Raw genomic sequence first — 26,793 nt, forward strand, 5'->3', positions numbered from 1 at the left:
CAAAGGGAATGATCATGAACCTCATCGAACGCTACTGCGCCGCCTGGAACGAGACCGACGCCGAGGCCCGCGCCAAGGCCGTGGCCGAGCTGTGGACCGAGGACGGCACCTACACCGACCCGCTGGCCGACGTGAGCGGCCATGCCGGAATCGCCGCGGTGATCGAGGGCGCGCAGGGCATGTTCCCCGGCCTGGTGTTCACCCCGGGCGAGATGCACGACGCCCACCACAACATCGCCCGCTTCACCTGGCACCTCGGCCCCGAGGGCGGGGAGCCGGTCGCGGTCGGGTTCGACGTGGTGCAGCTGGCCGAGGACGGCCGGATCCGCGCGGTCCTCGGCTTCCTGGACAAGGTCCCGGCCGCCTGACGCTCACAAATCATTTGCCTAGATAACTCCACAGGCCGGAAAATTTACCCTCGTGCCCGATGGACTGAAGCACCTCCTCCGCCACCTCTCCATTGACCTGAGCCCGCTCCGCGACTCCCGCGACTACCGCCTCCTGTTCAGCTCGGGCGTCATCACGATGTTCGGCACCCTCATCACCATGGTCGCGGTGCCGTACCAGATGAAGGAGCTGACGGACTCCTACGTGGCGGTGGGCCTGGTGAGCCTGGCGGAGTTCGTCCCGATGGTGGTGTGCGGCCTGTGGGGCGGGGCCATCGCCGACGCGCTCGACCGCCGCAAGATCATCGTGCTGAGCGAGCTGGGCCTCCTCGTCACCACGGCCGCCCTCATGGTCAACGCGCTGCTCCCGAACCCCCAGATCTGGGTTCTGTACGTGATGGGCGCCATCTCCACGGGCATCTCCTGCCTGCAGCGGCCGAGCCTGGAGGCCGTGTTCCAGCAGGTGGTCAAGCACGAGCAGCAGGGCGCGGCGGCGGTGTTGTCGAGCATGCGCTGGAACTTCGGCGCCATCGTGGCCCCGGCCCTGGGCGGCCTGCTGGTGACGGCATACGGATCGGCGGCGGCGTACGCCGTCGACACGCTGAGCTTCCTGCTGTCGCTGGTCCTGCTGTGGCGGATCAGGTCGCTGCCGCCCGCCGAGGACGCCGCGCCCGCCTCCTTGGAGTCGCTGGTCGAGGGCATGCGGTACGCGGTGCGCCGCAGCGACCTGATGGGGACGTACCTGGTGGACATCGCGGCCATGCTGTTCGCGATGGCGACGTCGCTGTTCCCGTTCCTGGCCGACGAGCTGCGCGCCCCGCAGGCGCTGGGCCTGCTGTACTCCGCCGCGGCCGTGGGCGCGCTGATCGCCTCGATCACCGGCTCCTGGGCGGCCCGCGTCCAGCGCCAGGGCCTCGGCGTGATCGTGGCGGCGACACTGTGGGGCGTGGCGGTGGCCCTGTGCGCGCTGGCCCCGAACGTCTGGGTCGTGGTCGTCTTCATCGCGCTCGCGGGCGCCGCCGACATGGTCAGCGGCATCTTCCGCATGACGATGTGGAACCAGACGATCCCGCAGGAGCTACGCGGCCGCCTGGCCGGGATCGAGCTCCTGTCGTACGCGTCCGGCCCGATGCTGGGCAACGCCCGAGCCAGTCTGATGGCGAACATCGGCGGCACCCGCTTCTCCCTGGGGGCCGGCGGCCTGCTGTGCGTGGCCGCCGTGCTCGGCCTGGCCGCCGCACTGCCGAAGTTCCGCAGGTACGACGCCAGAACGGACGAGCACGCCCTGGCGGAGAAGGCCCGCAGGGAGGCGGCCGCGGCTTAGCCGCAGAGCCCTACGTCCTACATGCTCCAGATCCCGCCCGCCTTTTCCGCTATGGTCGCCTGGCATGATCATCAGTGGCAGCACGATCGTGCTGGCCGGGCGGTTCGGCCGGCTTGCGAAGGATGAGGCCAGGCGCGCTCTGGAGGCGCTGGGCGCGAAGGTGACCGCGTCGGTCTCGGCGAAGACGGACCTGGTCTTCGCCGGGGCGAAGTCGGGGGCCAAGGCGGGCCCGGCGGCGGTGCGCGGCATTCCCATCTACGACGAGGACGCACTGGTGGCCGTGCTCGAAGGCCGGGAGCCCGGCACTCCGCCGCCGTCTCCTCCGTTCGCCGGCGTCCCGGATGAGCGGATGGGACCCGGCGAGGCCCTCGACACCCTCAAGAACGCCGATTGGTCCGCGTTCTCCCCGGAGCGCGACACCGTACCGCTGCGAGAGGCCCTGCGGACGCTGGAGCTCGCCCACGGCGTCACCGACGCGCACCGCCTCGCGACCGCCCGGCTCCGCGCCGCGGGCGCGCTGCTGCGCCACTCCGACGTGCACCACGGCGAGCTGACCGGCCACGCGCTCAGCCCGGACGGCCGCCACCTCGCGGTGGGGAGCTGGACCGGCGACGACTACGAGCGGGGCGGCGTCCTGCAGGTCTTCGAGGTCGCCACCGGCCACTGCGTCCACGCGATCGACGGCATCATGGGCGGCATCGGGTTCCCGGACCGCACGCGCAGCTTCCAGTGGTCGGCGGACGGCACACGAATCGCGCTGGAGTACAACACCAACGCGACCGGCGTGTGGGACCCGTTCGGCACCGCCCGCGAGCCGATCGCCGACGCGTTCTTCCTCGCCTCCGGCAGGCCGTCGGGCATGGCCTTCGCCCCCGAAGGCCGGCGCGCGTCCGTCTACGGAGGCGAGTCTGACTTCCTGCGCAACGTCATCGTGGCGATGCACGAGGGCTCGGTCGCCGGGCCACCGGACGCCCGTCCTGAGGGAACGCAGCCGATCGAGTTCAGCGGACCGCCGGAGGAGTCCCGGGAAACCTGGAGCGACGAGCCCGCGCACATCCTCGACCGGGCGTTCTGGTCACGCGACGGCTCCCGGATCTATGGCGAGTCGGCGGACGAGTACGCGGCGATCTCGCTCGACGTGGAGAAACAGCAGGTCTCCTGGATTCTGCGCCTGGAAGAGGATCAGGATGCGGCTCCGCCCGAGTGGAGCCTGGACGAGCGGCTCCTGGCCTACCAGCGCGACGGGAAGCTCATCGTCGCCGACGCGCTGACGGGTGAGACGACGGCGGAGCTTCCGGGTTACCCGGGCGCCGACGTCCTGTGCTGGGGTCCGGGCGGCCGGCTGGCGGTGGTGGACCCGGCGGGCGGGATCGTCGGGATCATCGACGGAACGACCGGCGAGCACCGGCACGACCTGAACGTTCAGGCGGACGCGTCCAACCCGCGCGGCTCGGACGCCCGGTCGTGGGCCTGGTCGCCGGACGGCGAGCAGGCGGCCTGCGTCACCGCCGAGGGGCGGATCGAGATCTGGTCGCTCGCCGGACGCCCCGAGCGGCTGCGCGTCCTGGAGCGCACCATCGATCAGTGGGATCACAGCTTCGGCCTGGAATGGCCCGCCGGCGACGTGCTGATCGCGATCGGTTCGCACGCGGTGCGCTTCCTTCGCCCCGGCAGCGGCGAGATCGTGGCCGACCACCCCTTCCACCACGCCCCGGCCGCCCGTCGCCCGCTCTTGTTCACCGGCCGCGACCTCGGCGACCGGCTCCGGCTCAACCCGGCGTTCGCGCTGGACGAGGACACCTGGGCGGTGGCGTTCGAGGACGGCACGGTCATCGCGCCGCCCGGCCGGGACGACGATCTCGACGCCCGGCTCTGCTGGGCCGTCGCCCGCCGCTTCGCCTGGCCGTTCCGCTGGGGCGAGCAGGAAATCTTCCCCGATCCCGCCCACGCGGGAGTGGGGGCGGCCTCGCCGGAGAGCGAGCGGCTGCTGGCGCCGTTCCGGGGACGTGGCAGCACGGCGGAGGCGACGGGGACGTGGCCGCCGCCCGACACCGCCACCGTCACCGATCTGATCACGGTGGTCCGGGGAACCCTCGTCGACCTGGCTGTTCAGAGCTCGATCTCTCACAGGGAGTGGGTCGTCGACACGCTCCAGCAACTCGCGATGATCTGCGCCCGGCGGGGCGAGGCCGCCGAGGCCCGCGAACTGGCCCTCGCGATCCCGGAACACCGGCGACGTCCCGGACACCTCGCGCGGATCGCGCTCGCGCTCGGCGCGGCCGGTTTCGACACCGAAGCCGCCGCGGTCCTCGCCGGCAGCGATCTCGCGGACGTGGACGACGCGGCGGACATGCCGGCGATCGCCGGGGCCTGCGCGGTCCTGGGGCAACGCGAACGCGCCGAGCAGTGGTTCGCCTCCGCGCGCGAGGCCGCCGATGCCCACCGTTCGAACTGGGGAGTCCGCCTGCCGCTGGTGTGGGCGCTCACCGAGTGCGGCCGGGAGCGGGAGGCCCGGGTCGTGCTGGACGACGGCCTGGGCACGCCGAGGGGCCGGTACCACGGCGTGCCCTGGCTGGTCTGCCTGCTCAGGCGGGGCGAGACCAAGCTGGTGCGCGAGCTGATCGGGGAGCGCAGCGAGCCGAACGACCCGGACAAGCCGCACGCCTACGGCGTGCGCTGGTTCGACGACTGGCCGGCAGCCCGCGCCCTCGCCGTCTACGGGCAGCCGGATCTGCTCCAGCTGTGGGGCGAGGTCAACCGGGACTGGGTGCGGGACAGCCTGCCGGAGGCGGAACGGATCGCGGCCGAGGGCCGGCCCCTCGGTCCGACCGCCGATCAGATCATCGATCTCGCCGCCCAGCACGCCGGGCTCGCGAAACTCCCCAAGGCGGCCAAGCGGCGCGAGTCCGCACACGTGGCCCGGAACGCGGCGGAGTGCGGCCACATCAGCGCCGTGCTCGACCTGCTGCCCGAGACCGGCGAGCCCGGCCAGTACGGGCTGGACAGCAACACGCGCACCTGGGTCGCGCTCAGCGCCCTGCGGACCATCGCGATCGGCGTGGACGTCGACGTGTGGTGATCGAGCGCCCGGCCGTGGTGAGTCCGGCGGCACTCCACGTGGCGCCGGCCTCCCGCAACCCGACCGGGCGCACGCTCATCTGCCCTCCGCCCCGGCGAACACCCGCAACGCCTCCGCGTCGGAGTGAACGCCGGTCACATAGTCGGCCACCCACTCCTCGATCCCGTCGAACCCGCTCTCCCGGACCAGCCGCTCCCCTACCAGGGCGGCATCCAGCAGGGTCCGCCGCAGGGTCACGGCCCCGCTCTCGCCGTCCAGCAGCGCCCAGTGCGCCCCGTCCGTCCCGTACGGCATCCCGATGGATCCAGGGTTGACGACCAGCACCCGGTCGGCCAGCCGCACGAACGGCATGTGCGTGTTCCCCAGCACCACGGTGTCGGCGCTCTCCCCCGCCAGCACCTCTGCCCACCGCTCCAGCGAGCTGTCCACGAGGATCATCTCGTCATCCCTGCGCGGCGTCGCGTGCACGAACAACGTGGTCCCCAGCCGCCCCAGCTCGACCACCTGCCGATCGGGCAGCCCAGCCAGCAACTCGACCTGATCGTCCCGAAGCTGCTCGGCCGCCCACTGCGACACGGGATACGGGCTGTCCTTCCCCCGGACCACCTCCACCAGCTCCCGGTCGGCGTTCCCGTTGACCCACAACGCCCGCTCCCCCAGCGAGACGAGCACGTCAAGCGTCTCGACCGGCATCGGCCCCGCGGCCATGTCCCCGGTCAACACGATCAGATCGGCCCCGGCCACCTCGGGCTCGGCCAGCACAGCCTCCAGCGCGGGCAGCACTCCATGAATGTCGGACAACACGGCGATACGCATGCCGCCACTCTCCACCGCCCCACCGCGTCACGGACAGCCCGTTCGCGACGGACGAACTCTCATGCTGAATGTATGTACGCATTCACAGAGCGTGAGCGCATTAGATTGGTAGCGTTGCACCATGACGGCCGAAGCGGTGATCCACGAGATGACGCATTCCTCGCTGCCAGACTGGGTCTTTCCTCCGCCGGGTGGGTTCGTCGCCGAAGATCTCGATCGCATTCCGGATTTGCCTGCGCACACAGAGTTGATTGATGGAAGCTTGGTCTTCGTGAGCCCCCAAGCCTCCTTCCATGCGCTGATCGTCGACCTCCTTGTCGTCGCCCTGCGCCAAGCCACTCCGAAGGACTTCCGGGTGCGACGCGACATGAGCGTCATTCTGGGTCCACGCCAGCGCCCGGAGCCTGACCTGATGGTGATCAAGGCCGAAGCCGTGCGCGACGACGACGAGACCTTCTACGAGGCGCGAGATGTGCTCCTCGTTGTAGAGGTCGTCTCTCCGGCGTCCGAGGTCCGCGACCGTGACCGCAAACCGCAGCTCTATGCCCAGGCCGCGATTCAACACTTGTGGCGGATCGAGAAGAACACCGGCAAGCCCGTGGTCTATGTCTACGAGCTGGACCCGGCATCCAAGACATACGCCATCACCGGCATTCACCGCGACTTTCTGAAGGTATCGGTGCCCTTCGAGATTGCCATCGACCTGACCGAGCTCGACCAGCTCTGAGCCGACTCACCCCGCTTCGCGCCACCCTTCGTACCGCTCCACCAGCTCATCCACCTTGGCCAGCGCACCCTCGTCCAGCCCTTCGACGACGACCAGCCACTGCGCGTCGTCGGCGTCGTCCTCCCCGGCCAGCGTCTCCCGCACCACCCGCGGCACCCCGAGCGCTGGAAACCACTCCTCGAGCGTCTCCGCCACCTCCTCGGCGTCGTCCCGCTCGGCGAACACCAGAAACTGCCTCATCGTCCTCCCGCCTTCATGTCCGCAAGCGTATGCAGTCGTTTACGTGGCGTGAGCGCAATACATCGGTAGCGTTGGATGAGATGACTCCTCGCTCGCTACCCGACTGGGCCTTCCCGCCGCCGGAGGGCTTCGTAGCAGAAGATCTCGATCGCATTCCGGATTTGCCTGCGCACACAGAGTTGATTGATGGGAGCTTGGTCTTCGCGAGCCCCCAGCGATACTTCCACCAATCGGCCATCCACCGGCTGTGCAACGCACTGGAAGATTTCATGCCGGCAGGCCATGAAGTGGTCCAGAGAATGAGCGTCAAGCTAGCTCGGCAACAGCGCCCAGAGCCTGACCTGATCGTCGTGGGCCCCAACGCGATCATCGACAACGAGGTCACCTGCTTCCAGGCCGACGACGTCATCCTCGCTGTAGAAGTGGTCTCACCCGACTCCGAGGCGCGTGACAGAGAGCGCAAGCCCCTCCTCTACGCGAAGGCAGGGATTGCCCACTTCTGGCGAATTGAGAAAGTCGATGGCAAGCCGGTTGTCTTCGTCTTCGAGCTCATTCCCGGCACACAGACCTACGCACCGGGCGGCGTCCACCACGACAGACTCAAAGTCACGGTTCCGTTCGACATCGACATCGATCTCACCAATCTGTACAAGGCAAGAACCCGCTAAGGGCCGGCACGGCACCAGCCGTACCAGCCCCGTGAAAGCAGCTCAGGCGCTACGCAGCTGAGCTCCCACGCGGTCGGCCGCCATGGCCACCGCCGCGTCCCGAGCCGCCGTCGTCTCCTCCACCGTCAACGTCCGGTCCGCGGCGCGGAAGCGCATCGTGTAGGCGAGCGACTTGTTCCCCTCACCCACCTGCTCCCCCGCGTACACGTCGAACAGCCGGATCGACTCCAGCAGCTCGCCCGCGCCGTCCCGCAGCGCGGCCTCCACGTCGGCGACCGGCGTGAAGTCGGGCACGATCAGCGCGACGTCCTGCGTGGCCACCGGGTAGGCCGACACCGCCGGCGTCTGCACCGGCCCGGGCATGGCCGCTTCCAGGCGCGAGATCTCCAGCTCCATGGCCGCGGTCCGCTTGGGCAGCCCGTACGCCTCGATGACGCGTGGGTGCAGCTCGCCCGCGTGTCCCACCAGCGTGTCGCCCACGTAGAGGGCGGCGCAGCGGCCGGGGTGCCAGGGCTCGTGCTGGTCGGCGCTGATCGACAGCTCCAGCCGTGCCTCGCCCGCGACCAGCCGCGCGGCCTGCACCGCGTCGGCCCAGGAGGCCGCGCGCCCGCCGCCCCACCAGCCGGACCGCTCGAACTCCCCGGCCAGCACCACGGCGACCCGCAGCGGCTGGTCGGGCAGCGCCGCCTCGATCGAGGCCAGCTCCTCGGCGGTCGGCCGGCGCTCGACCCCGAGCACCGGCGCCACCTCGGGAGCGCCCTCGCGCGGCCGGTAGACCGGCCCCGTCTCGAACAGCGCCACGTCGGAGAACCCGCGGCCGACGTTGCGCACCAGGGTCTTGAGCAGCCCCGGCAGCAGCGTCGTGCGCATCAGCGGCTCGTCCTCCGACAGCGGGTTGGCCAGCCGCATGGCGTGGCGGCGCGCGTCCTCGGCGGGCAGCAGCAGCCGGTCGAAGTCATCGGGGCTGATGAACGGGTAGCTGAGCACCTCGACGTAGCCGCCCTCGGCCAGCGCCCTGCCGACCCGCCTGCGCAGCCGCTGCCCCTCGGTGAGGCCCGCGCCGGCGGGGGCGGCGGGCAGCACGGACGGCAGGCTCTCGTAGCCCTCCAGCCGGATGACCTCTTCGGCCAGGTCGTTCGGGTCGGTGAGGTCGGGACGCCAGGACGGCGGCGTCACCGTGATCATGTCGTCGCCGGTGACGGCCAGCTTGGCCGCCAGCGCGCCGCCGGTGACGACGCCGGTCGGGTCGACGCCGCCCTTGCGCACGGCCGGGTCGTTGCCGGCTGTCACGACGCAGCCGACCTGCTCCAGCCGGGTGATCACGGTGTCCCTGGAGTAGTCGACGCCGGCCACGGTGCTGGGGTAGCCCGCCGGGATCGCGATGCGCGCCGGCGACACCTCGACCTCGGCGTGCGTGACGCCGGCCTGTATGGTCGCGCCGCCCAGCTCGGCCAGCAGCTGCACGGCCCGCCACGAGGCGACGAGCGGCAGCTCCCGGTCGACGCCGCGCTCGAACCGCTTGGACGCCTCCGACACCAGCCCGTGCCTGCGCGACTCGCGCGAGATGCCGGTCGCCGAGAAGTGGGCGGCCTCGATGACGATGTCGGTCGAGCTGCCGGAGATCTCGGTCTCGAGCCCGCCCATGGTGCCGGCCATCGAGATCGGCCCCGACTGGTCGGTGATGAGGATGTCGTCGGGGTCGAGCTCGCGTACGACGTGGTCGAGCGTCTCGAGGCGCTCGCCCGCCACGGCCCTGCGCACGACGATCTCGCCGCTCAGCTTGCCGCGGTCGAACGCGTGCAGCGGCTGGCCCAGCTCGAGCATCAGGTAGTTGGTGATGTCGACGGCCAGCGACACGGGCCGCATGCCGGCACGCGTGAGGCGTACCCGCATCCAGAGCGGGCTCTGGGCGGCGGGGTCGAAGCCGCGGACCTCGCGCAGCACGAACCTGTCGCAGGCGGTGGGGTCGGCGATCGAGGCCGGCCACGACGGGCCGGTCTCGGCGGGCGGCTCGATGCCGGCGGGGTCGCGGAACTCCACCCCGAACGCGGTCGCCACCTCGCGCGCGACGCCCCTGATCGACAGCGCGTAGCCGATGTCGGGCGTGATCTCCAGCTCGATGACCTCGTCACGCAGGCCGAGCAGCTCGACCACGTCCGCGCCGATCGGGGTGTCCGGTGGCAGCACCATGATGCCGCCGTGCTCGTCGCCGAGCCCGAGCTCGCGCTCGGAGCAGATCATGCCCTCCGACATGCGCCCGTACGTCTTGCGCGCCCCGACCTCGAACCCGCCGGGCAGCACGCCACCGGGCAGCACGACGGGCACGCGGTCGCCGGCGGAGAAGTTGGTGGCGCCGCAGACGATCTCGCGTGGCGTCGCCTCGCCCGTCTCGACCTTGCAGTGCCTGATCGGCTTCTTGAAGCCGGTCAGCTCCTCGATCTCGAGCACCTCGCCGACGACGACGTTCTTGACGTCGTGGCCGTGCGAGCTGATCGACTCCAGCTTGAGGCCGGCGGCGGTGAGCTTGTCGGCCACCTCGTGGGCGGTGACCGCTGGGAGATCGACATACTCCCGCAGCCAGGAAAGCGGGACCTTCATCAGATCTCCATTCCGAACGGGAGGGTGAAGCGCACGTCTCCCTCGACCATGTCACGCATGTCCTCGGCGTTGTGGCGGAACATCAGCGTCCGCTCGATGCCCATGCCGAAGGCGAAGCCCGAATACCGCGACGGATCGACCCCGCAGGCGATCAGCACGCGCGGGTTGACCATGCCGCAGCCGCCCCACTCGATCCAGCCCTCCGACTTGCAGGTGCGGCAGGGCGGATTGCCGGGGACGGCCGAGGCGCCGCGGCAGACGAAGCACTTGAGGTCCATCTCGGCGGACGGCTCGGTGAACGGGAAGTAGTTGGGCCGGAACCGGGTCGTGATGCCCTTGCCGAACATCACCTCCGCGAACCGGTCGAGCGTGCCCTTTAGGTGGGCCATCGTCAGGCCCTCGTCCACGGCCAGCCCCTCGGTCTGGTGGAAGACCGGGGTGTGGGTGGCGTCGAGCTCGTCGGTGCGGAACGTCTTGCCCGGCGAGATCACGTAGACCGGCAGCTCGCGCTGGAGCAGCGCGCGGATCTGCACCGGCGAGGTCTGCGTGCGCAGCACCATGCCGGAGTCGGTGGACCCGACGAAGAACGTGTCGTGGTCGGAGCGGGCCGGGTGGTCCTTCGCGATGTTGAGAGCGTCGAAGTTGAACCACTCGCCTTCGAGGTCGGGCCCCTCGGCCACCTCGTATCCCATGGCGACGAACGCGTCGGCGATGCGCTCCTGCAGCGTGGTCAGCGGGTGGCGGGCGCCGCGCGGCCGCCGGTCCCAGGGCAGGGTGACGTCGACGCTCTCCTCGACGAGCACCCGCGCGTCACGCTCGGCCTCCAGCTCGGCCTGGCGGGCGGCGAGCGCCTCGTTGATCGCCTTGCGGGCGGTGCCGACGCGCTTGCCCGCCTCGGCGCGGGCGGCCGGCGGCAGGGCGCCGATCTCGCGGTTGGCCAGGGCGATGGGCGAGCGGTCGCCGGCATGCGCCAGCCTGGCCTGCTTGAGTGCGTCGAGGCTGTCGGCCGCCTTGATCGCCGCGATGGCGTCGGCCTCCATGCGGGACACCTCGTCGGCATGCAACGGTGTCACCTCGACGGGGTCGTAGTCAGACAAGAGTGAGCTCCGTATCCAGGGCTTGAGCGGAAAAGAGTCTAGTGGGCCCGCCCACCGGGGCCGACTCGATCGCTACGGGGTGGCGAAGTCGGGCGTGCCGGTGGGCACGGTAAATCGAAACTCCGCCCCGCCCTCGGGCGCACGCTGCACGGTGATCGTGCCGCCGTGCGCCTCGACCAGGCCCTTGACGATGAAGAGGCCGAGCCCGGTGCCGCCGCGCCTGCGGCTGTTGCCGCCCCGCCAGAACTGCCTGAAGACACGCGGAGCCAGCTCGGGCTCGATGCCCTCGCCCTCATCGCGCACCGACACGGCAACTCCCCATCCGACAGACTCGATCTCGATTGTCACAGTGCCACGCCCGTGGCGCAGCGCGTTTTCCACCAGATTACCCAGGATCTGGTCGATCTTGTCCTGGTCGAGCCACATTTCCGGCAGGTCATCGCCGGTCACCAGGCGAAAGCGCTCTTCGGCCTCCCCGGCCGCGACCCGCCCGGCGATCAGGCGGCGCACCCTGGCGGGGATGTCGACGACCTGGCGGCGCACCTCCAGCCGGCCGGACTCGATGCGCGAGACGTCGAGCAGCTCGGTGATGAGCCGCGTGACCCGGTCGGCGTCGTTGTTGACGGTCTCGAGCATGACCCGTTTCTGCTCGTCGGTGAAGCGCGACCACTTGGCCAGCATGGTCGCGGTGAACCCCTTGACGCTGGTCAGCGGCGAGCGCAGCTCATGGGCCACGGTGGAGACCAGGTCGGCGCGGCTGCGCTCCAGCCGCGCGCGGGCGCCGCCGTCGCGCAGGGTGATCGTGACGCGCTCGACCTCGCCGCAGCGCTCGGGCTCGCGTACGAGCCTGGCCGCGACGTAGAGCTCCTGGCCGCCGGGCAGGTGCAGCGGCCGCTCCGGCACCCTGCTCCTGATGCGCAGACCGCCCTCGGGGTCGAGCGCCTTCCACCAGTCGCGCCCGTCGTGGTCGCGAAAGGGGAAGACGTCGCTCATGTGCCCGCCGACCGCGCGCTCCACGGCCACGCCGGTGAGCCGGGCGGCGGCCCGGTTGACGGCCAGCACACAGCCATATCGGTCGGTCACGATGAGGCCGTCGGGAAGGTCGTCGATGGCTATCGTGCACGCGGCGGCCACTACTCGCCCGTCGGTGTCTGCGCCGTGCACGACCTGCCTCCTCCGCCTACAACGCCGACAATAGCGGGTTTCCCGCCGCCTAGGGCACTCGCTGAGCCCTAGCAGAGGAGTAAAGGCATACCGCCGCGGCGGCGGCCAGGTTCAGGCTTTCAGCCTGTCCATAGATGGGCACTCTGACCACATCGTCCGCCTCGGACAGTATCTCCTCCGGCAGTCCCCAAGCCTCGTTACCGAAGATCCACGCGGTGGGCCCCGTGAGATCGACATCGTCGAGCGTGTGCTTGCCCGCGCCGTCGGCCGCCAGCACGCGCAGTCCCCGCTCCTTCAGTTGACGCACGGCGGCGCTCACTGGTGCACCGATGACGACGGGCAAGTGGAACAGGCTGCCGGCGCTGGCGCGTACACATTTCCCGTTGTACGGGTCGACGGAGGCGTCGGTGAAGATGACCGCGTCGGCGCCGGCCGCGTCGGCGGCCCGCATGACGGTGCCGGCGTTGCCGGGGTCGCGCACGTGGGCGAGCACCGCGACCAGGCGGGGCGTGCCTTCCAGGGCTTCGTCCAGGGGCACGTGGACGAGCTTGCAGACCGCCACCAGCCCCTGCGGCGTCACGGTCTGAGACAGCTCCGACATGACCTCGCCGCTGGCCCGGTGCACGGGTATGCCCTTGAGGGTGGCCTCGGTGATCAGCTCGGGATGGCGCAGCTCGGCGTCGGCTGTGCTGAACAGCTCCAGCGGCACACCCTCCAGCTTGAGCGCCTCGCGCACCGCCTGCGGCCCCTCGGCCAGGAACCTGCGGTCCTGCTCCCTGAAGGCCCGCTTGGTGAGCCGCCTGGCCGCCTTCACCCTCGGCGACTTCACGTTGGTCAGCTCGGACCCGGCCATGCTCTCTCCCTGTCCCGTACAGCAACAAAGGGCCCACCGTCATCGGTGGGCCCCTCGATTAAGGCAATTACCTCAGCTCGCGGCTCGTCAGCTCGCGGCCGGGGCGTTCACGTTCGCCGGCAGCGCCTTCTTGGCGGCCTCGACCAGCGCGGCGAAGGTCTGGCTGTCATTGACCGCGAGGTCGGCGAGGATCTTGCGGTCGACCTCGACGCCGGCCAGGCGCAGACCCTGGATCAGGCGGTTGTAGGTCATGCCGTTCTGTCGGGCGGCGGCGTTGATCCGCTGGATCCACAGACGACGGAACGCGCCCTTACGGTCCTTGCGGTCCCGGTAGGCGTACGTCATCGAGTGGAGCATCTGCTCCTTGGCCTTGCGGTAAAGACGCGACCGCTGGCCGCGGTAACCGCTTGCCCTTTCGAGGACGACCCTGCGCTTCTTCTTGGCGTTGAGCGCCCGCTTCACGCGTGCCATGTTTCTTCTCCCCGGGGAATCGCGCTACTTAGCGAGCAGCTTCTTGATCTTCTTGGAATCGGCGTCGGAAAGGACGACCTCGTTCTTGAGACGGCGCGTCAGCGTGGAGGACTTCCACTCGTTGTAGTGCGCGCGGTTGGCACGGCGACGCTTGATCTTGCCGGTGCCGGTAAGCCGGAACCGCTTCTTCGCACCGCTGTGCGTCTTCATCTTCGGCATGTCGCCGTCTCTCCTCGTTTCGGTCGTGCCACGGGCCGGGCCGGTGCTGGGCCGACCCGGTCGCGGCGTCTTCGTCTGCTGGTGGCTGAATCGGGGTGTCCTGTAAGGCTAACCCCAACCGCGGGTCATCCTTCCTGTGGGGAAGTGTCCTCGCTGCCACGCTGTGCCTTGGCTGCGGCCTTTTCGGCCTTGGCCTCGGCCTTCTTCTTGTGCGGACCGATCACCATGATCATGTTGCGCCCGTCCTGCTTGGCGTGGGACTCCACGAACCCCAGCTCCTGGACGTCGTCCGCCAGCCGCTGCAGCAGCCGGAAGCCGAGCTCCGGCCGGGACTGCTCGCGACCACGGAACATGATCGTGACTTTGACCTTGTCTCCTGCCTTGAGGAACCGGACCACGTGACCCTTCTTGGTCTCGTAGTCGTGCGGGTCGATCTTCGGCCGGAGCTTGATCTCCTTGATGATCGTGTGCGCCTGATTCTTGCGCGCCTCGCGCGCCTTCATCGCGGACTCGTACTTGAACTTGCCGTAGTCCATGAGCTTGCACACGGGCGGTCGAGCCGTGGCCGCGACCTCGACGAGGTCGAGATCGGCCTCCTGGGCGAGCTTCAGGGCGTCGTGAATCGAGACGATGCCTACCTGCTCGCCGTTCGGGCCCACGAGGCGAACCTCGGGAACTCGGATACGCTCGTTGATGCGGGGCTCAGTGCTGATGGGGCCTCCTAGGTTTGCGATCCCTACGTGCTCGTCGTGGCGGGGACTTCTCACTGAACGCGAAAAGCCCCGCACGTCGCGCATGCGGGGCCACTGAGCTCTTTGGCTTCGTGGCCTTTGAGCTCCCCGGAGTAGTCCGGCGTGATCCTGGACCCGGCCGCCTTTCGGCGACTCAGGTGGGAGGGAGACCTCCGCTTGCGCGTCCAGCAGTGCATGCCGGACCGATCAGAGAGCTACATTACCACAACCACTGGACTTCCCCGAATCATCCCGCCTGGCCAAAGTCCCCGCGATGGACTTCTGTCCAGACTAGACAGAAAGGGGTCTCATGGCCGCAATCCAGGCAGAGGTGACCAAATGGCAGCTACAAGAGGCCAAGCAGCACTTCAGTGAAGTCGTCAGGAAGGCTCACGACGAAGGGCCGCAGATCGTCACGAAGCACGGCAGGGACGTGGTGGTGATCCTCGACATGGAGGAATACCGCCGGCTCAAGGGGAAGCAGCCGGACTTCAAGGAGTTCCTGCTCCATGATCCGGACTGGCCAGACGATTTGGAGTTCCCACGCGACAAGGGCCTCCCGCGAGAAGTGGACCTCGGCTGGTGAGCGTCGGCTACATCCTCGACACCAACATCATCTCCGAGGTGCGCAAGCCGCACGGCGACGTGCAGGTGAAGGGGTGGGTTGATGCATCCCTGGGGCCGACTCTCTACCTCAGCGTCATGTCGATCGGTGAAATCCGCTGGGGCATCGAGCAGCGCCGCAAGAGCGATCCCAGCAGGCCTTGGTGCTCGAAAGGTGGCTCGCCCGGCTCTTCCGCTCCTTCCAGGATCGGATCATCCCCATCACCAACGATGTCGCAGAGGAATGGGGGCGCATGCGCTGCATGCGCACACTTTCCGTCTCCGACGCGTTAATCGCAGCCACAGCCAGGATTCACGGCTGGAGCGTGGTCACGCGGAACGTGAAGGACTTCGCGGACACCGGCGTGACCGTGATCAACCCGTTCGAGATGCCCGCCTAGCGAGCTCCGCCTCGCCTGCCGCGCGCATGGCCTCCACCGGCACGTCCGTGCGGCCCGTCATCAGCTCCACCTGCCGCACCGCTTGGTGCAACAGCATCGCGAACCCCCCGACCACGGTGCCGCCCGCGGCTCGGACGGCCGCCGCCGCGCTGGTCGGCCAGGGCGAGTAGACCACGTCGAAGAGCGCGGGCACCCGAGCCAGCCGGTCGGCGAACGCGTCCGCGGCCCCGCCGGGCAGCGTCGACACCACCAGATCCACCCGCGTCAGGGCGTCGAGCTTGTCGAACGTCTCCACCGCCAGCGCCACGCCCAGCCGCTCGGCCACCTCCATCGTCTCCCCCGCCCGCGCGGGGTCGCGCACCAGCAGGGTCGCCGAGAACAGCCCCAGGTTACGCAGCGCCGCGAGCGCCGAGGCCGCCGTGGCCCCTCCGCCCAGCACGGTCGCCGAGCGCGGCGCGGGCACCCCGGCCTCGGCCAGCGCCTGCTCGATGCCGTAGACGTCGGTGTTGTGGCCGTGCCGCAGCCCGTCGCGGAACACCACGGTGTTGGCGCCGCCGACCTCCAGAGCCGGCTCGGACACGGTGTCGAGCAGGGGCAGCACGGCCCGCTTGAGCGGCATGGTCAGCGACAGCCCCGCCCAGGCGTCCGCGTCGTCCGGCCCCTGGCCGCGCACGGGCACCAGCTCACCCAGCAGTCCGGGCAGCCGCGCCTCGTCGCACTCGAACGCCTCGTAGCTCCACCCGTCGAGCCCCATCGCCTGGTACGCGGCGCGGTGCAGGTAGGGCGAGAGCGAATGACCGATGGGCGACCCCATCACCGCAGCCCGCATCCACACTCCTTCCGAACACGCAAGACCCTATCGCCAACGCCCTGCCACCTGGACGGCCCGCAGTGCGCGCGTCGCGACGCTTCGTCCCACATCGGAGGAGCGTCCCTTGGGCAGGTGCCAGGGCGCGGCCCCGCCCGTCACCCGCCTGCATCTGCAAGCGCACGACGCATCGGCGCCCCACCGCCCTCCCGCGGCACGGAACACGGCCGCGCCCGCTGAGGACGGTCGGTGCCCATGGTGGCGCAGAGGGCGGGCGAGGCGGGCATCAGCCGCCGCAGCCGCCGTTCCTGGTGCACTTGGCCAGCAGCGCCTGACGCTCGGCCTCGGTGGTGGCGAACTCGGTGATGCTGCCCTTGGGGTCGGTGGCCACGAAGTACAGCCAGGAGCCCTTCGCCGGATTGAGCGCTGCCTCGATCGCGTGGTCGCCGGGGTTGGCGATCGGGCCGGGCGGCAGCCCCTCGTACATGTAGGTGTTGTAGCGGGACTTGGTCTGCAGCTCGGCGTGGGTGGCGTAGGTGCGGTACTTGTTCAGCGCGTACATGACCGTGCTGTCCATCTCCAACTTCATCGGCGGCTTGCGCTCGAGCCGGTTGTAGATGACGCGGGCGATCTTCGACATGTCCTCGGCCCGGCCGGCCTCGGCCTGCACGATGCTCGCGATGACCATGATCTCGTGTGGCGTGTGGCCGAGCGCCTTGGCGCCGCCCTCGAGATCCATGGTCTCGGCGGTCTGGTTGAACCGCTTGACCATGGTCGCCAGCATCTCCTTCGGCGTGGTCTTGGGCTGGAAGTCGTACGTGGCCGGGAAGGCGTACCCCTCGAGCTTGTTCCTGGCGTAGGGCGGCAGATCGAGCTCGCCGACGTCCTTGGCCGCGGCGGTGAACTCCTTGGCGGGCTTGCCGGTCGCCTTGGCGAGGATGCTCAAGGTGTCGGACAGGCGCTTGCCCTCCGGGATCGACACCCTGGCCAGCAGCCGGTTCTCCGGGATGAGCATCGCCACCGCCTGCGCGGCGGACATCTTCTTGCGCAGCTTGTACGAGCCGGGCTGGAGCGAGCCGCTCTTGTTGGCGTTGCCGATCGCGTTGGTGAACGCCCTGGCGCTGGCCACGACCCCCAGCCGCTCGAGTTCCTGCGCCACCTCGGATGCGCTCTGGCCGTCCTTGATCTCCAGGACGACCTCGCCGGTGCCCTGGCCGGTGAAGTCGTCGGGCACGAGCGCGTCGCTGAGCCACAGGTAGCCGTAGTATCCGCCGCCGCCGATGATGCCCGCCAGCACGACGAAGGCGAGCAGCGGCGCTATCAAGCCGCCCCGGTTGCGGCGCCTGCGCCGTCGGCGCCCGCCGCGCTTGCCGGAACCGCGAGGACGGCGCCGGGCACGACCTTCGTCGTCCTCGGCGCCGAGCAGAGTGTTCAGATCGAGATCGTTCATAGGTGCGCTGGCCAATCTCCCGGTACGGCCGGCCAGGCGTCAAGCGAAACTGCCAAAACGGCTGGCGTCGTTACCGAGCGGAACTGGGGGGTCCGCCGGACATGCTCCCACGACCAGCGGAGAGCACGCTGAGTAGCCATGCTAGGGGATGGAAAGAGGGCGCATGCCCGGTTTTGGGGCATTTGCGCCGGAACGGGGGGAGTTCCATCGAACATCAGTTCGTCCCGAGGTTCTTTTTCAACTCTTCCCGGTATCTCACGAACTCGCTCTCTTTGTTGGTGAATTTGGTGATTCTATGCGCCGGATCTGTCGTGACAAACCAGTGCCAATCACCCTTGGCCGGGTTCAGGGCCGCAATCAGTGCCTTCTCCCCCGGATTCGCGATGGGCCCGGGCGGCAGTCCCTTGTGGCGATAGGTGTTGTACGGGGAGTCGACCTTGGTATCACGCTCCGTGATCCTCAGGGTCCGGCGGTTCTGTGCGTACAGAACGGTGCTGTCGATCTCCAGCTTGGTGTCCTTCTGGAGGCGGTTGTAGATCACCCTGGAGATCTTCGGGTAGTCCGCGTCGGTCCCGCCCTCGGCCTGGATCATGCTGGCCACTGTGACGGCCTCCAGCGGCGTCAGGTGCCTGCGCGCCGCCTGCGCCTCCAGACCCACCTGCCGCGCGGCGACGCCGAAGCGCTCGACCATCGCCGCCAGCACGTCCACGGCCGTGTCGCCGGGCTCGATCTCGTACGTCGCGGGAAACAGGAACCCTTCGAGCCCCGCAGCGTATTTGGGCAGGCCGACAAGACCCTTGTCGACGCTCTGCAGCTCCTTGAGCGGCAGCCCGGTCTGCTTGGCGACCCGGGCGAGCACCTCGGACGTCCGCATGCCCTCGGGTATGGTGACCCGCCGCACGACCCTGGAGGCCGGGGCGAGCAGCAGGTCGAGCGCCGCCCCTGCGGCCATGCCCTTGCGCAGGCGGTAGTGTCCCGGCCGCAGCCGGTTGGTGACCGCTCGCTCCTCCGCCGCCCGCACGAACGACCGCGCGCTCGCCACCACCCCGGCCTCGGCCAGCGTCGAGCCGATGTCCTCCGCGCTGGCGCCCGGCGCGATCCGCACCGTCACGACGCCACCGCCGGGCCCGTCGAAGTCGTCGGGGCTGAGGTACGGCTTGACCACCGCGATCATCCCGGCCCCCATCGCCACCAGGGACACGACCAGGCCCGCGGAGACGATCCCGGCCTTGCGCAGGGCCTGACGGCGTCGCCCGGACGGGCTTACGACCTCCGCCGCTGGAACGGTCCCTACCTCCGGAGCGATCCCTCCCTCGCGCGCAGCCTCCGCCTCTGGAGCGATCCCTCCCCCGCGCACGGTCCCCGCCTCCGGAGCAGTTCCCGCCTCGTGCACGGCATCCGCCTCCGGAGCGATCTCTCCCTCACGCGCAGCCTGCGCCTCCTGGGCGGTTCCGGCCTCGTGCACGGGATCCGCCTTCGGACCGGCCTCCGCTTCCGGCACAGTGCCCGCCTCAGAGACAGCCTGCGCCTCATGGACAGCCTGCGCCTCGGAGACAGCCTCCGGCTCCGCCTCGGGCGCGGCCTGTGGTGACTCGTACTCCTCCGGCGTGGAGTCGTCGGCGGCGAACGGGATCACGTCGCCGAGGTCGTCCTCGTCCTCGGGCGTGCCGTTCTCGGGCGTGCCGTTCACGCGACCACCCCCCAGTCCCCCTGGCGGGTGCTCGAGGCCCGGAACGCCGTCGCCGGTGAGAGCCGTACGGACCAGCGCTCGACCTGCCCGTACGCGTGCGCGTCCGGCGCGGGCGTGGCCCCCGTGACGCGCGCGCTCATGAGGCAGGTCCGCCGGCCGCTGGGGGCGGTGCGACGGGCCTGCCTGGGGGTCTGTCTGTGGCGCGCTCGGAGTCGAGCGCGTCCTGCAGCAGCACGACCGCCGCCGCCTGGTCGACGACGCCGCGCTGCTTCTTGGCCTTCATGCCGCTCGCCCGTAGCCCGTGCGTCGCGGCGACCGTGGTCAGCCGCTCGTCGAACAGCCGCACGGGCGTCGGCGCGAGCCGGACCGCGAGGTCGGCGGCGAACTGGCGGGCCAGCGAGGCCGCCTGCCCCTCGCGTCCGGACAGCGAGGTGGGCAACCCCACGATCACCTCGATCGCCTCGTGCTCGGAGACGATCGCGGCGATGCGGTCGAGGTCGCCCTTGCCCCGCTTGACGGTCTCGACCGGCGTGGCCAGCAGCCCCGAAGGGTCGCTGCGGGCCACGCCGACGCGTACGGAACCGACGTCCACGCCGATCCGCGTGCCGAATCGCATGTCAGCCGAGCTGATCCGCGATAGCCTGCTCGACCTGCTGAAGGGCGTCGCCGATCCCCTCCGGTCGTGTGCCGCCACCCTGCGCGACATCGTCCTTGCCGCCACCGCCACCCCCAAGAGCCTTGGCGGCGACGCCGACCAGCCGTCCGGCCTTGAGCCCCCGCTCGCGCCCCGCCTCGTTGACCGCGGCAACCACCACAGGACGGTCGGAGGGGACGCCGGCGATCACGATGACCGCCGGCCGGCCGGCCGGGAACCTGCCACGCACGTCAAGCGCGAGCTTACGCAGATCGTCGGCACCGGTGCCATCAGGCGCGCGGTGTGTCACGACAGAGACTTCCCGCAGGTCACGGGCGTTGGCCGCCAGATCGCCCGCCACCTGGAGCACCTGCGCGGAGCGGAGCTTGTCCAGCTCCTTCTCCGCCGTGCGCAGCCGGGTGACGATGCCGTCGATGCGCTCGGGCAGCTCCTCGCGGCGCGCCTTGAGCTGCTCGGTGAGCTGCGCGACCAGCACGCTCTCGCGGGCCAGGAAGCGGAAGGCGTCGATGCCGACGAGCGCCTCGACCCGGCGCACGCCCGCGCCGACCGACTGCTCGCCCAGCACCTTGACCAGGCCGAGCTGGCCGGAGCTGTGAACGTGGGTGCCACCGCACAGCTCGCGCGAGTAGTCGCCGATCTCGACCACGCGGACCTCGTCGCCGTACTTCTCGCCGAACATCGCCAGCGCGCCCATCGCCCTGGCCTCCGCCTGCGAGGTGTAGAAGGCGTTGACCTTGAGGTCGTTGATGAGCACCGCGTTGACCTCGTCCTCGACGTCGCGCAGCACGCTCGCGGGCACCGCGCCCGCCGCGGTGAAGTCGAAGCGGAAGCGGCCGGGAGAGTTTTCCGAGCCCGCCTGCGCGGCCGTCTCGCCCAGCGCGTTCTTGAAGCCGCGGTGGACGAGGTGGGTCGCGCTGTGGCTACGCGAGATCGCGCGGCGGCGCTCGATGTCGATCTCCGCCTGCGCCTCGTCGCCGACCTTGACCTCGCCGCTGCGGACCTTGCCCCGGTGGACGACGAGGCCCGCGAGCGGCGACTGCACGTCGACGATCTCGATCTCGCCGCCGCTGGTGCGGATCACGCCCTGGTCGGCGAGCTGGCCGCCGCCCTCGGCGTAGAACGGGGTGCGCGCGAGCACGACCTCCACGGTCGTCCCCGCCCCCGCCACCGGCACGGACACGCCGTCGGCGAGGATGCCGACCACGCTCGTGTCGGCCTCGGTCTGGTCGTAGCCGAGGAACTCGACCTTGCCCGCCTTCTCCAGCAGGTGCCCGAAGACGGAGATGTCGGCGTTGCCGGTCTTCTTCGCCGCGGCGTCGGCCTTGGCCCGCTCCCGCTGCTCCTTCATGAGCCGGCGGAAGCCCTCCTCGTCGACCTTGAGCCCCTGCTCGGCCGCCATCTCCAGCGTCAGGTCGATCGGGAAGCCGTAGGTGTCGTGGAGCTGGAACGCCTGGTCGCCGGAGAGCGAGGTGCCGGACTTGCGCTTGGTCTCCTCGACCGCCACGTCGAAGATCGCCGTGCCGGTGCGGAGCGTGCCGAGGAACGACGCCTCCTCGGCGTCGATGACGGCGTGGATCTGCGGCGCGTCGGCCTTGAGCTCGGGGTACTGCTCGCCCATGACGTTGATCGCGACGTCGGTCAGCTCGTGCATGTAGCGGTCGTCGCCGGAGCCGAGCAGCCGCAGGTTGCGCACGGACCTGCGCAGGATGCGGCGCAGCACGTAGCCGCGGCCCTCGTTGCTGGGCAGCACGCCGTCGGCCACCAGCATGGTGCCGGTGCGGACGTGGTCGGCGATCACGCGCAGACTGACGTCGGCGCGGTGGTCGCGCCCGTAGCGGGTCTTGGTGAGCTCGGCCGCCTTGTCGAGGATCTTGTACGTGGTGTCGATCTCGTAGAGGTTGTCGACGCCCTGCAGGATCGTCGCCATGCGCTCGAGGCCCATGCCGGTGTCGATGTTCTTCGCCGGCAGCTCGCCCGCCACGTCGAAGTCGACCTTGGTCCGGACCGCGCTGAGCTGGTACTGCATGAAGACGAGGTTCCACACCTCGAGGTAGCGGTCCTCGTCGGCGACGGGGCCGCCCTCCTTGCCGTATTCGGCGCCGCGGTCGTAGTAGATCTCCGAGCAGGGGCCGCCGGGACCGGGCACGCCCATGTGCCAGTAGTTGTCCTCCAGGCCCCGCCGCTGGATGCGCTGCTCCGGCACGCCGACGCGGTTGCGCCAGATGTCGTACGCCTCGTCGTCGTCCTGGTAGACGGTCGCCCAGAGCCGCTCCTCGGGGAAGCCGAAGCCGCCGTCGGACTCCGAGCGGGTGAGCAGCTCCCACGCGAACGGGATCACTTCGGACTTGAAGTAGTCGCCGATGGAGAAGTTGCCCAGCATCTGGAAGAACGTGGCGTGCCGGGTCGTCTTGCCGACCTCGTCGATGTCGGGGGTGCGCACGCACTTCTGCGCGGTGGCCAGCCGGGACGCCGGAGGCTTGCGCTGCCCCAGGAAGTACGGCTTGAACGGCACCATACCGGCATTAACCAGGAGCAGCGTGGGGTCTTCGGCGATCAGGCTGGCCGAGGGCACTACCTTGTGCCCACGCTCCTCGAAGAAGCGTAGGAAGCGGCGGGCGATCTCTGCCGACTCCATGTTGGCCATCCTTTGCGTTAGTTGTTGTCTTCAGCCTTGTCGAGCCCGAAGCGTGCTCGCAACTCGGTTTCGCGCTCCGCGGCCTCGCCGAGCGCGTCGAAAGTAAAGTCTCTCACCTGCTGGAGCATCCCCGCGGCGCTGTCCGCCGTCCTGCGTGCGACGTGGTTGGGATGGAGCGCCTGCAGCCTGCGCATCACCCAGAAGGTGAGGAACGCGCCCAGCGACAGATAGAACAGCCGCCTGATCATCGCGTCCGCCTCCGCGCGACCTTGGTCTCGGCCTTGGCTTCGGCCGTGAACCCGGGCTGGGGCCTCGCCCTGAGCCTGGGCGCCCTGCGGGCCTCGATCGCGCGCCGCACGCCGTATCCGAGCGACGACACCTTGATCAGCGGCCCGGTGAAGATGGTCTGGGTGACCGCGCTGAGCTTGGCGGCGTGGCCGCTGACCTGCTTGACGTCCTTGGCGATGGCCTCGACGGCGACCAGCTGCCTGTTGGTCTCGTTGACCGTGACGCTCATGTCGTCCAGCAGCGGCGCCAGGCGATCGTTCAGGTCGGAGACCGCCTTGGTGGTCTCGGTGAGCAGCCTGGCGAGCTTGACGAGCACCATGGCCAGAACGCAGACCAGGACTATCCAGCCGATGGCCGCGATCAGCCCGGCGAGCTCTCCAGCGGTAAGCATCCGCTCATCTCCCTCGTGCGCTGGGCCGGAACGGCAAGACCCTATCGCGTTGAAGTGACAACCTTGGTGAGGTCGCCGGTCTTGATCGACCCGCCGCGTCGGCACCCGTCACTTCCGCGACCGTCACCCGCCGCACCGCACCCGCCCCGACCTCGCACACCGGCCCGGCTTCGCTGGTCTCCTCGACCTCGCTCACCACTCTGGACCTCGCGGGCCAGACGCCATACGCCGCCCTGACACCAAGCGCTGCCCTGGCACCACATGCTGCCTTGGCACCAGCGCCGCCTTGCACCACGGGCCACCTCGCAGCACGGGCCGCGCTGACACCACGCGCCGCCGGCCGGTCCCGGCCCGGTCGTGCCTTGACACGTCCGCACCCCCAACTTACGCCATCCCGCACGCCCGGCCCGCCGGGCCGGTGGCCGAGCCGACGCCCGACGCACCGCCGACCCCCTGCCCGCACCAGTCGCGCCGGCCGAACGCCCGACGTCACGCACCCCAAGAACCTGAGCGACGCCCTTTACGATGTAGATCACAGCAAGAGCGCTCGAGCGCCGCCTGACGCAAACGCCACGATCACGACCCTCGGAGAAAGTCGCGGATCTTGGCCCAGCGTTCGGCCACCGGGGCCTCGGCGCCATGGCGGGTCGGCTCGTAGTAGCGGCGGTCGCGCACCTGCTCGGGCGCGTACTCCTGCCGCACCACCCCGTGGTCGAAGTCGTGCGGGTACTTGTACCCGTCCCCGTGGCCGAGCTTGGCCGCGCCCGGGTAGTGGGCGTCGCGGAGGTGGCCGGGCACCTGGCCGATCAGGCCCCGCCGGACGTCGCCGACGGCCGCCCCGATGGCCTTGACGACGGCGTTGGACTTGGGGGCCATGGCGCAGTGGATGACCGCGTGCGCCAGGTTGATCTGCCCCTCGGGCAGCCCGATCAGCTGCACCGCCTGAGCGGCGGCCACCGCGGTCTGCAGGCACGTCGGGTCGGCCATGCCGACGTCCTCGGAGGCGAAGATGACGATGCGGCGGGCGATGAAGCGCGGGTCCTCGCCGGCCTCGATCATGCGGGCCAGGTAGTGGAGCGCCGCGTCGGCGTCGGATCCGCGCATCGACTTGATGAACGCGCTGATCACGTCGTAGTGCTGGTCGCCCTGCCGGTCATAGCGTACGGCGGCCTTGTCGACGGCCTTCTCCACCACCTCCACGGTGATGTCGTCGGCCAGCAGCGCCGCGGCCTCCAGGTACGTCAGCGACCGGCGCGCGTCACCGCCCGCCAGGCGTACCAGATGGTCGAGGGCCTCGGGCGCGAGCGTGGCGCGACCGCCGAGACCGCGCGGGTCGGACACCGCGCGCTCCAGCACTGCGCGCACGTCGTCGTCGGACAGTGACTCAAGCGTGAGCAGCAGCGAGCGCGACAGCAGCGGTGAGATGACCGAGAAGAACGGGTTTTCCGTGGTGGCGCCGATGAAGGTGACCCAGCGGTTCTCGACGGCGGGCAGCAGCGCGTCCTGCTGGGCCTTGTTGAAGCGGTGCACCTCGTCCACGAACAGCACGGTCTGGCGGCCCGTCATGCCCAGCTCGCGCCGCGCGTTGTCGATGGCGGCCCGTACGTCCTTGACACCGGCCGAGACGGCGGAGATCTCGACGAAGCGGCGCTTGGTGACGTTGGAGACGACGTAGGCGAGCGTGGTCTTGCCGGTGCCCGGCGGCCCCCACAGGAACAGCGACATGGGAGCCTCGCTCTCGACCAGGCGCCGCAGCGGGGTGCCTGAGCCGAGCAGGTGCCGCTGGCCGATCACCTCGTCGAGCGTGCGCGGGCGCATCCGCACCGCGAGGGGTTGCGGGGTGGCTTCCTCGGCCGCCGAATCGAACAGGCTATCCACAACGCGAGATTACATGCCCCAGACGGCTCTCGCTCCCGAGTCTCCGGCGCGGAAGACGTAGTAGCCGGCCACCGCGGCCAGCACCAGTGTCAGCGCCGACAGGGCCAGCGTGGCGGTCCGGCCGAACCTGTCGCGGCCGACCGAGTCGCGGGCGGGGCGGGTGGCGTACACGAGCAGGAGGGCGGAGGCGGCCAGCCCGAGCACCGACAGCAGCAGCGGGTTGGCGAAGCTCTCGTGCGTGGAGATGCGGGCCCCGAGTTCGCCGTCCGCCGTGGCGAAGCGGGCCGCCTTGAGGCTCTCGCCGCTCTCCTTGGCCGCGAAGACCGTCCCGGGCGCGGCCAGGGAGAGCAGGACCACCGCCCAGGCCGCGTGGGTGCGCCAGCGCGGCGCCAGCGCGTAGACCGCGGCGGTGACGACCAGCAGCGGGGTCAGCACGACGGCGAAGTGAATGATCAGGGGGTGAGCCGGCAGGCCCAGGATTTGGTCGAACATGGGGGGCTCCTTGGTTCTCATTTCAACTACGAATGGGAGCACCATATGGTTCGCGACCTCAGCTGTCGCATGCGCGGCTTTCGCCACTTACGTCCGGCACATATCGGGGGCCGGTAGCATGCGCGGAAGCTGTTTGGTCATGCACGTGCAAAATGAGAGGACATAGCGGTGAGCGGCGACGACCGCCAGAACGAGGAAGACCGCCAGAACGAGCTGGCGCGGGAGCACAAGGAACGGCAGGCCCAGCGCGCCGCCGCTCAGACCGCCAAGGCGAGGCGGAACACCTTCATCGGCGCAGGCGTGGCCGTCGTGGTGGTCGCGGGCGGCATCTTCGCCGCGACCACGCTGGTCAACAAGGACCCAGCCGGCGAGGCGGCGGCGAAGAGCAGCGCCTCCGCGAGCGCGAGCGCCTCCCCGAGTGCGACGACGCCGTCCACTCCGCCTGCCAAGACGGGCCCGGTCACCTGCACCTACAAGCGGGAGACCGGGGTGCCGAACAAGTTCGTCGGTCTGCCCGGCAAGCGGCCCAACATGAAGCTGAAGAAGATGACGATCACCACCAACCGTGGCACGGTCGTCGTCGACCTCATGACCGACGCCGCGCCGTGCTCGATCAACTCGCTGAGCTTCCTGGCGAAGAAGAAGTTCTACAACGACATGAAATGCCACCGCCTGGTCACGCCCGACGTGTCCGGCGTGCACATGCTGCAGTGCGGCGACCCGCTGGCCAAGGCCGACGGCAAGAACCCGACCGACGGGCAGGGCACCGCGGGGTACGTCTACGGTGACGAGAACACCGACATCCCCCTGGCCAAGGGGGTGGTGTTCATGACCCAGGCGGGTGACGCGATGGGCCAGAACAACAGCCAGTTCGCCATCTCGCTGTCGGACGAGAACACCCAGATCGGCTCGGGCTACAACGTCGTCGGCGTGGTCAGCGAGGGCATGGACATGCTGCTGGGGCTGGCCACCAGCGGCAAGGACCTGCTGCTCAACAACGCCGACATCACCGGCGACGGCGGCACCACCGCACCCAAGAAGCCCGTGATCATCAAGAGCATCACGTTCAAGTAGGACGACGACGCGAAACGGCGGGCACCGTGGCCGGTGCCCGCCGTTTTTCACATGC

27 protein-coding genes are annotated in these 26,793 nt (G+C 69.8%); 8 read left to right on the forward strand and 19 right to left on the reverse strand.

Going from position 1 to position 26,793, the window contains the following annotated elements:
- Positions 1 to 14 precede the first annotated feature (14 nt).
- The 3 genes from ACIBVN_RS23230 to ACIBVN_RS23240 all read left to right on the forward strand — a co-directional run bounded on the left by ACIBVN_RS23230 (position 15) and on the right by ACIBVN_RS23240 (position 4,789).
- A complete protein-coding gene (locus ACIBVN_RS23230; RefSeq protein ID WP_397139530.1) occupies positions 15 to 368 on the forward strand; it encodes a nuclear transport factor 2 family protein in 354 nt (117 codons plus the stop codon).
- Positions 369 to 420: 52 nt separating this feature from the next.
- A complete protein-coding gene (locus ACIBVN_RS23235; RefSeq protein WP_397139532.1) occupies positions 421 to 1,710 on the forward strand; it encodes an MFS transporter in 1,290 nt (429 codons plus the stop codon).
- A gap of 64 nt (positions 1,711 to 1,774) precedes the next feature.
- Positions 1,775 to 4,789, forward strand: a complete 3,015-nt coding sequence (locus tag ACIBVN_RS23240) for a BRCT domain-containing protein (protein WP_397139533.1) — start codon at positions 1,775 to 1,777, stop codon at positions 4,787 to 4,789.
- Positions 4,790 to 4,864: 75 nt separating this feature from the next.
- Here ACIBVN_RS23240 and ACIBVN_RS23245 read toward each other — a convergent pair whose 3' ends face one another.
- Positions 4,865 to 5,605: a metallophosphoesterase family protein gene (locus tag ACIBVN_RS23245; RefSeq protein WP_397139534.1), complete on the reverse strand. Its 741-nt coding sequence runs from the start codon at positions 5,603 to 5,605 to the stop codon at positions 4,865 to 4,867.
- A 148-nt stretch (positions 5,606 to 5,753) separates the two neighbouring features.
- On the opposite strand from ACIBVN_RS23245, the gene ACIBVN_RS23250 reads away from it, so the two are divergent.
- Positions 5,754 to 6,332 carry a Uma2 family endonuclease gene (locus ACIBVN_RS23250; protein WP_397139834.1) on the forward strand — a complete coding sequence of 193 codons (579 nt, stop codon included), beginning with the start codon at positions 5,754 to 5,756 and terminating at the stop codon, positions 6,330 to 6,332.
- A 6-nt stretch (positions 6,333 to 6,338) separates the two neighbouring features.
- Here the strand turns inward: ACIBVN_RS23250 and ACIBVN_RS23255 are convergent, their stop codons facing one another.
- A complete protein-coding gene (locus ACIBVN_RS23255) occupies positions 6,339 to 6,572 on the reverse strand; it encodes a hypothetical protein (protein ID WP_397139536.1) in 234 nt (77 codons plus the stop codon).
- A gap of 80 nt (positions 6,573 to 6,652) precedes the next feature.
- Between ACIBVN_RS23255 and ACIBVN_RS23260 the strand changes: the two genes are divergently transcribed.
- Positions 6,653 to 7,240: a Uma2 family endonuclease gene (locus tag ACIBVN_RS23260; RefSeq protein WP_397139836.1), complete on the forward strand. Its 588-nt coding sequence runs from the start codon at positions 6,653 to 6,655 to the stop codon at positions 7,238 to 7,240.
- A gap of 42 nt (positions 7,241 to 7,282) precedes the next feature.
- On the opposite strand, the gene ACIBVN_RS23265 is transcribed toward ACIBVN_RS23260, so the two are convergent.
- The 7 genes from ACIBVN_RS23265 to infC form a co-directional block, all read right to left on the reverse strand.
- On the reverse strand, positions 7,283 to 9,838 hold the full coding sequence (locus tag ACIBVN_RS23265) for a phenylalanine--tRNA ligase subunit beta (protein WP_397139538.1): 2,556 nt from the start codon (positions 9,836 to 9,838) through the stop codon (positions 7,283 to 7,285).
- Positions 9,838 to 10,878, reverse strand: coding sequence for a phenylalanine--tRNA ligase subunit alpha (pheS, locus tag ACIBVN_RS23270; protein ID WP_397139838.1), 1,041 nt, complete (start codon positions 10,876 to 10,878; stop codon positions 9,838 to 9,840). Before pheS ends, ACIBVN_RS23265 begins: the two co-directional genes overlap by 1 nt.
- Before the next feature lie 129 nt (positions 10,879 to 11,007).
- Entirely contained in the window at positions 11,008 to 12,099 is a 1,092-nt protein-coding gene (locus ACIBVN_RS23275) for an ATP-binding protein (RefSeq protein WP_397139540.1), read from the reverse strand.
- A gap of 49 nt (positions 12,100 to 12,148) precedes the next feature.
- Entirely contained in the window at positions 12,149 to 12,952 is an 804-nt protein-coding gene (locus ACIBVN_RS23280; RefSeq protein WP_397139542.1) for a TrmH family RNA methyltransferase, read from the reverse strand.
- Between the two features lie 87 nt (positions 12,953 to 13,039).
- Positions 13,040 to 13,423 (reverse strand): 50S ribosomal protein L20, encoded by a 384-nt coding sequence (rplT, locus tag ACIBVN_RS23285; RefSeq protein WP_349451110.1) that lies wholly within the window; start codon positions 13,421 to 13,423, stop codon positions 13,040 to 13,042.
- Between the two features lie 24 nt (positions 13,424 to 13,447).
- Complete coding sequence (gene rpmI / locus ACIBVN_RS23290) at positions 13,448 to 13,642, reverse strand: 50S ribosomal protein L35 (protein ID WP_043622108.1); 195 nt, start codon at positions 13,640 to 13,642, stop codon at positions 13,448 to 13,450.
- A 125-nt stretch (positions 13,643 to 13,767) separates the two neighbouring features.
- Entirely contained in the window at positions 13,768 to 14,355 is a 588-nt protein-coding gene (infC, locus tag ACIBVN_RS23295; RefSeq protein ID WP_090945400.1) for a translation initiation factor IF-3, read from the reverse strand.
- Positions 14,356 to 14,683: 328 nt separating this feature from the next.
- Here infC and ACIBVN_RS23300 point away from each other — a divergent pair, with 328 nt between their 5' ends.
- Positions 14,684 to 14,959, forward strand: coding sequence for a type II toxin-antitoxin system Phd/YefM family antitoxin (locus ACIBVN_RS23300; RefSeq protein WP_397139545.1), 276 nt, complete (start codon positions 14,684 to 14,686; stop codon positions 14,957 to 14,959).
- Between the two features lie 181 nt (positions 14,960 to 15,140).
- Positions 15,141 to 15,377, forward strand: coding sequence for a PIN domain-containing protein (locus ACIBVN_RS23305; protein ID WP_397139547.1), 237 nt, complete (start codon positions 15,141 to 15,143; stop codon positions 15,375 to 15,377).
- On the opposite strand, the gene ACIBVN_RS23310 is transcribed toward ACIBVN_RS23305, so the two are convergent.
- From ACIBVN_RS23310 to ACIBVN_RS23355, 10 genes are all read right to left on the reverse strand, one after another.
- Positions 15,352 to 16,206: a shikimate dehydrogenase gene (locus ACIBVN_RS23310; RefSeq protein ID WP_397139549.1), complete on the reverse strand. Its 855-nt coding sequence runs from the start codon at positions 16,204 to 16,206 to the stop codon at positions 15,352 to 15,354. The two genes, ACIBVN_RS23305 and ACIBVN_RS23310, sit on opposite strands and share 26 nt — an antisense overlap.
- Positions 16,207 to 16,471: 265 nt before the next feature.
- Positions 16,472 to 17,635, reverse strand: a complete 1,164-nt coding sequence (gene mltG, locus ACIBVN_RS23315; RefSeq protein WP_397139551.1) for an endolytic transglycosylase MltG — start codon at positions 17,633 to 17,635, stop codon at positions 16,472 to 16,474.
- 214 nt (positions 17,636 to 17,849) lie between these two features.
- A complete protein-coding gene (gene mltG, locus ACIBVN_RS23320; RefSeq protein ID WP_397139553.1) occupies positions 17,850 to 19,325 on the reverse strand; it encodes an endolytic transglycosylase MltG in 1,476 nt (491 codons plus the stop codon).
- A complete protein-coding gene (locus tag ACIBVN_RS23325; RefSeq protein WP_397139555.1) occupies positions 19,322 to 19,465 on the reverse strand; it encodes a hypothetical protein in 144 nt (47 codons plus the stop codon). Before ACIBVN_RS23325 ends, mltG (ACIBVN_RS23320) begins: the two co-directional genes overlap by 4 nt.
- Positions 19,462 to 19,941, reverse strand: coding sequence for a Holliday junction resolvase RuvX (gene ruvX / locus ACIBVN_RS23330; RefSeq protein ID WP_397139557.1), 480 nt, complete (start codon positions 19,939 to 19,941; stop codon positions 19,462 to 19,464). Before ruvX ends, ACIBVN_RS23325 begins: the two co-directional genes overlap by 4 nt.
- A gap of 1 nt (position 19,942) precedes the next feature.
- On the reverse strand, positions 19,943 to 22,615 hold the full coding sequence (alaS, locus tag ACIBVN_RS23335; protein WP_397139559.1) for an alanine--tRNA ligase: 2,673 nt from the start codon (positions 22,613 to 22,615) through the stop codon (positions 19,943 to 19,945).
- A 17-nt stretch (positions 22,616 to 22,632) separates the two neighbouring features.
- Positions 22,633 to 22,863, reverse strand: coding sequence for a hypothetical protein (locus tag ACIBVN_RS23340; RefSeq protein ID WP_397139561.1), 231 nt, complete (start codon positions 22,861 to 22,863; stop codon positions 22,633 to 22,635).
- Complete coding sequence (locus ACIBVN_RS23345; RefSeq protein ID WP_397139563.1) at positions 22,860 to 23,294, reverse strand: DUF948 domain-containing protein; 435 nt, start codon at positions 23,292 to 23,294, stop codon at positions 22,860 to 22,862. The genes ACIBVN_RS23340 and ACIBVN_RS23345 overlap by 4 nt, the downstream gene beginning before the upstream one ends.
- A 576-nt stretch (positions 23,295 to 23,870) precedes the next feature.
- Positions 23,871 to 25,112 (reverse strand): replication-associated recombination protein A, encoded by a 1,242-nt coding sequence (locus ACIBVN_RS23350; RefSeq protein ID WP_397139840.1) that lies wholly within the window; start codon positions 25,110 to 25,112, stop codon positions 23,871 to 23,873.
- A gap of 69 nt (positions 25,113 to 25,181) precedes the next feature.
- The gene (locus ACIBVN_RS23355) at positions 25,182 to 25,664 is read right to left on the reverse strand and encodes a DUF2231 domain-containing protein (protein WP_397139565.1); all 483 of its coding nucleotides are present in this window, start codon (positions 25,662 to 25,664) and stop codon (positions 25,182 to 25,184) included.
- A gap of 168 nt (positions 25,665 to 25,832) precedes the next feature.
- Here ACIBVN_RS23355 and ACIBVN_RS23360 point away from each other — a divergent pair, with 168 nt between their 5' ends.
- Entirely contained in the window at positions 25,833 to 26,738 is a 906-nt protein-coding gene (locus tag ACIBVN_RS23360) for a peptidylprolyl isomerase (RefSeq protein ID WP_397139567.1), read from the forward strand.
- Positions 26,739 to 26,793: the final 55 nt, after the last annotated feature.

Origin of the sequence: Nonomuraea sp. NPDC049400 (assembly GCF_044466425.1) — a bacterium.
In the GTDB taxonomy this organism is placed as follows: Bacteria; Actinomycetota; Actinomycetes; order Streptosporangiales; family Streptosporangiaceae; genus Nonomuraea.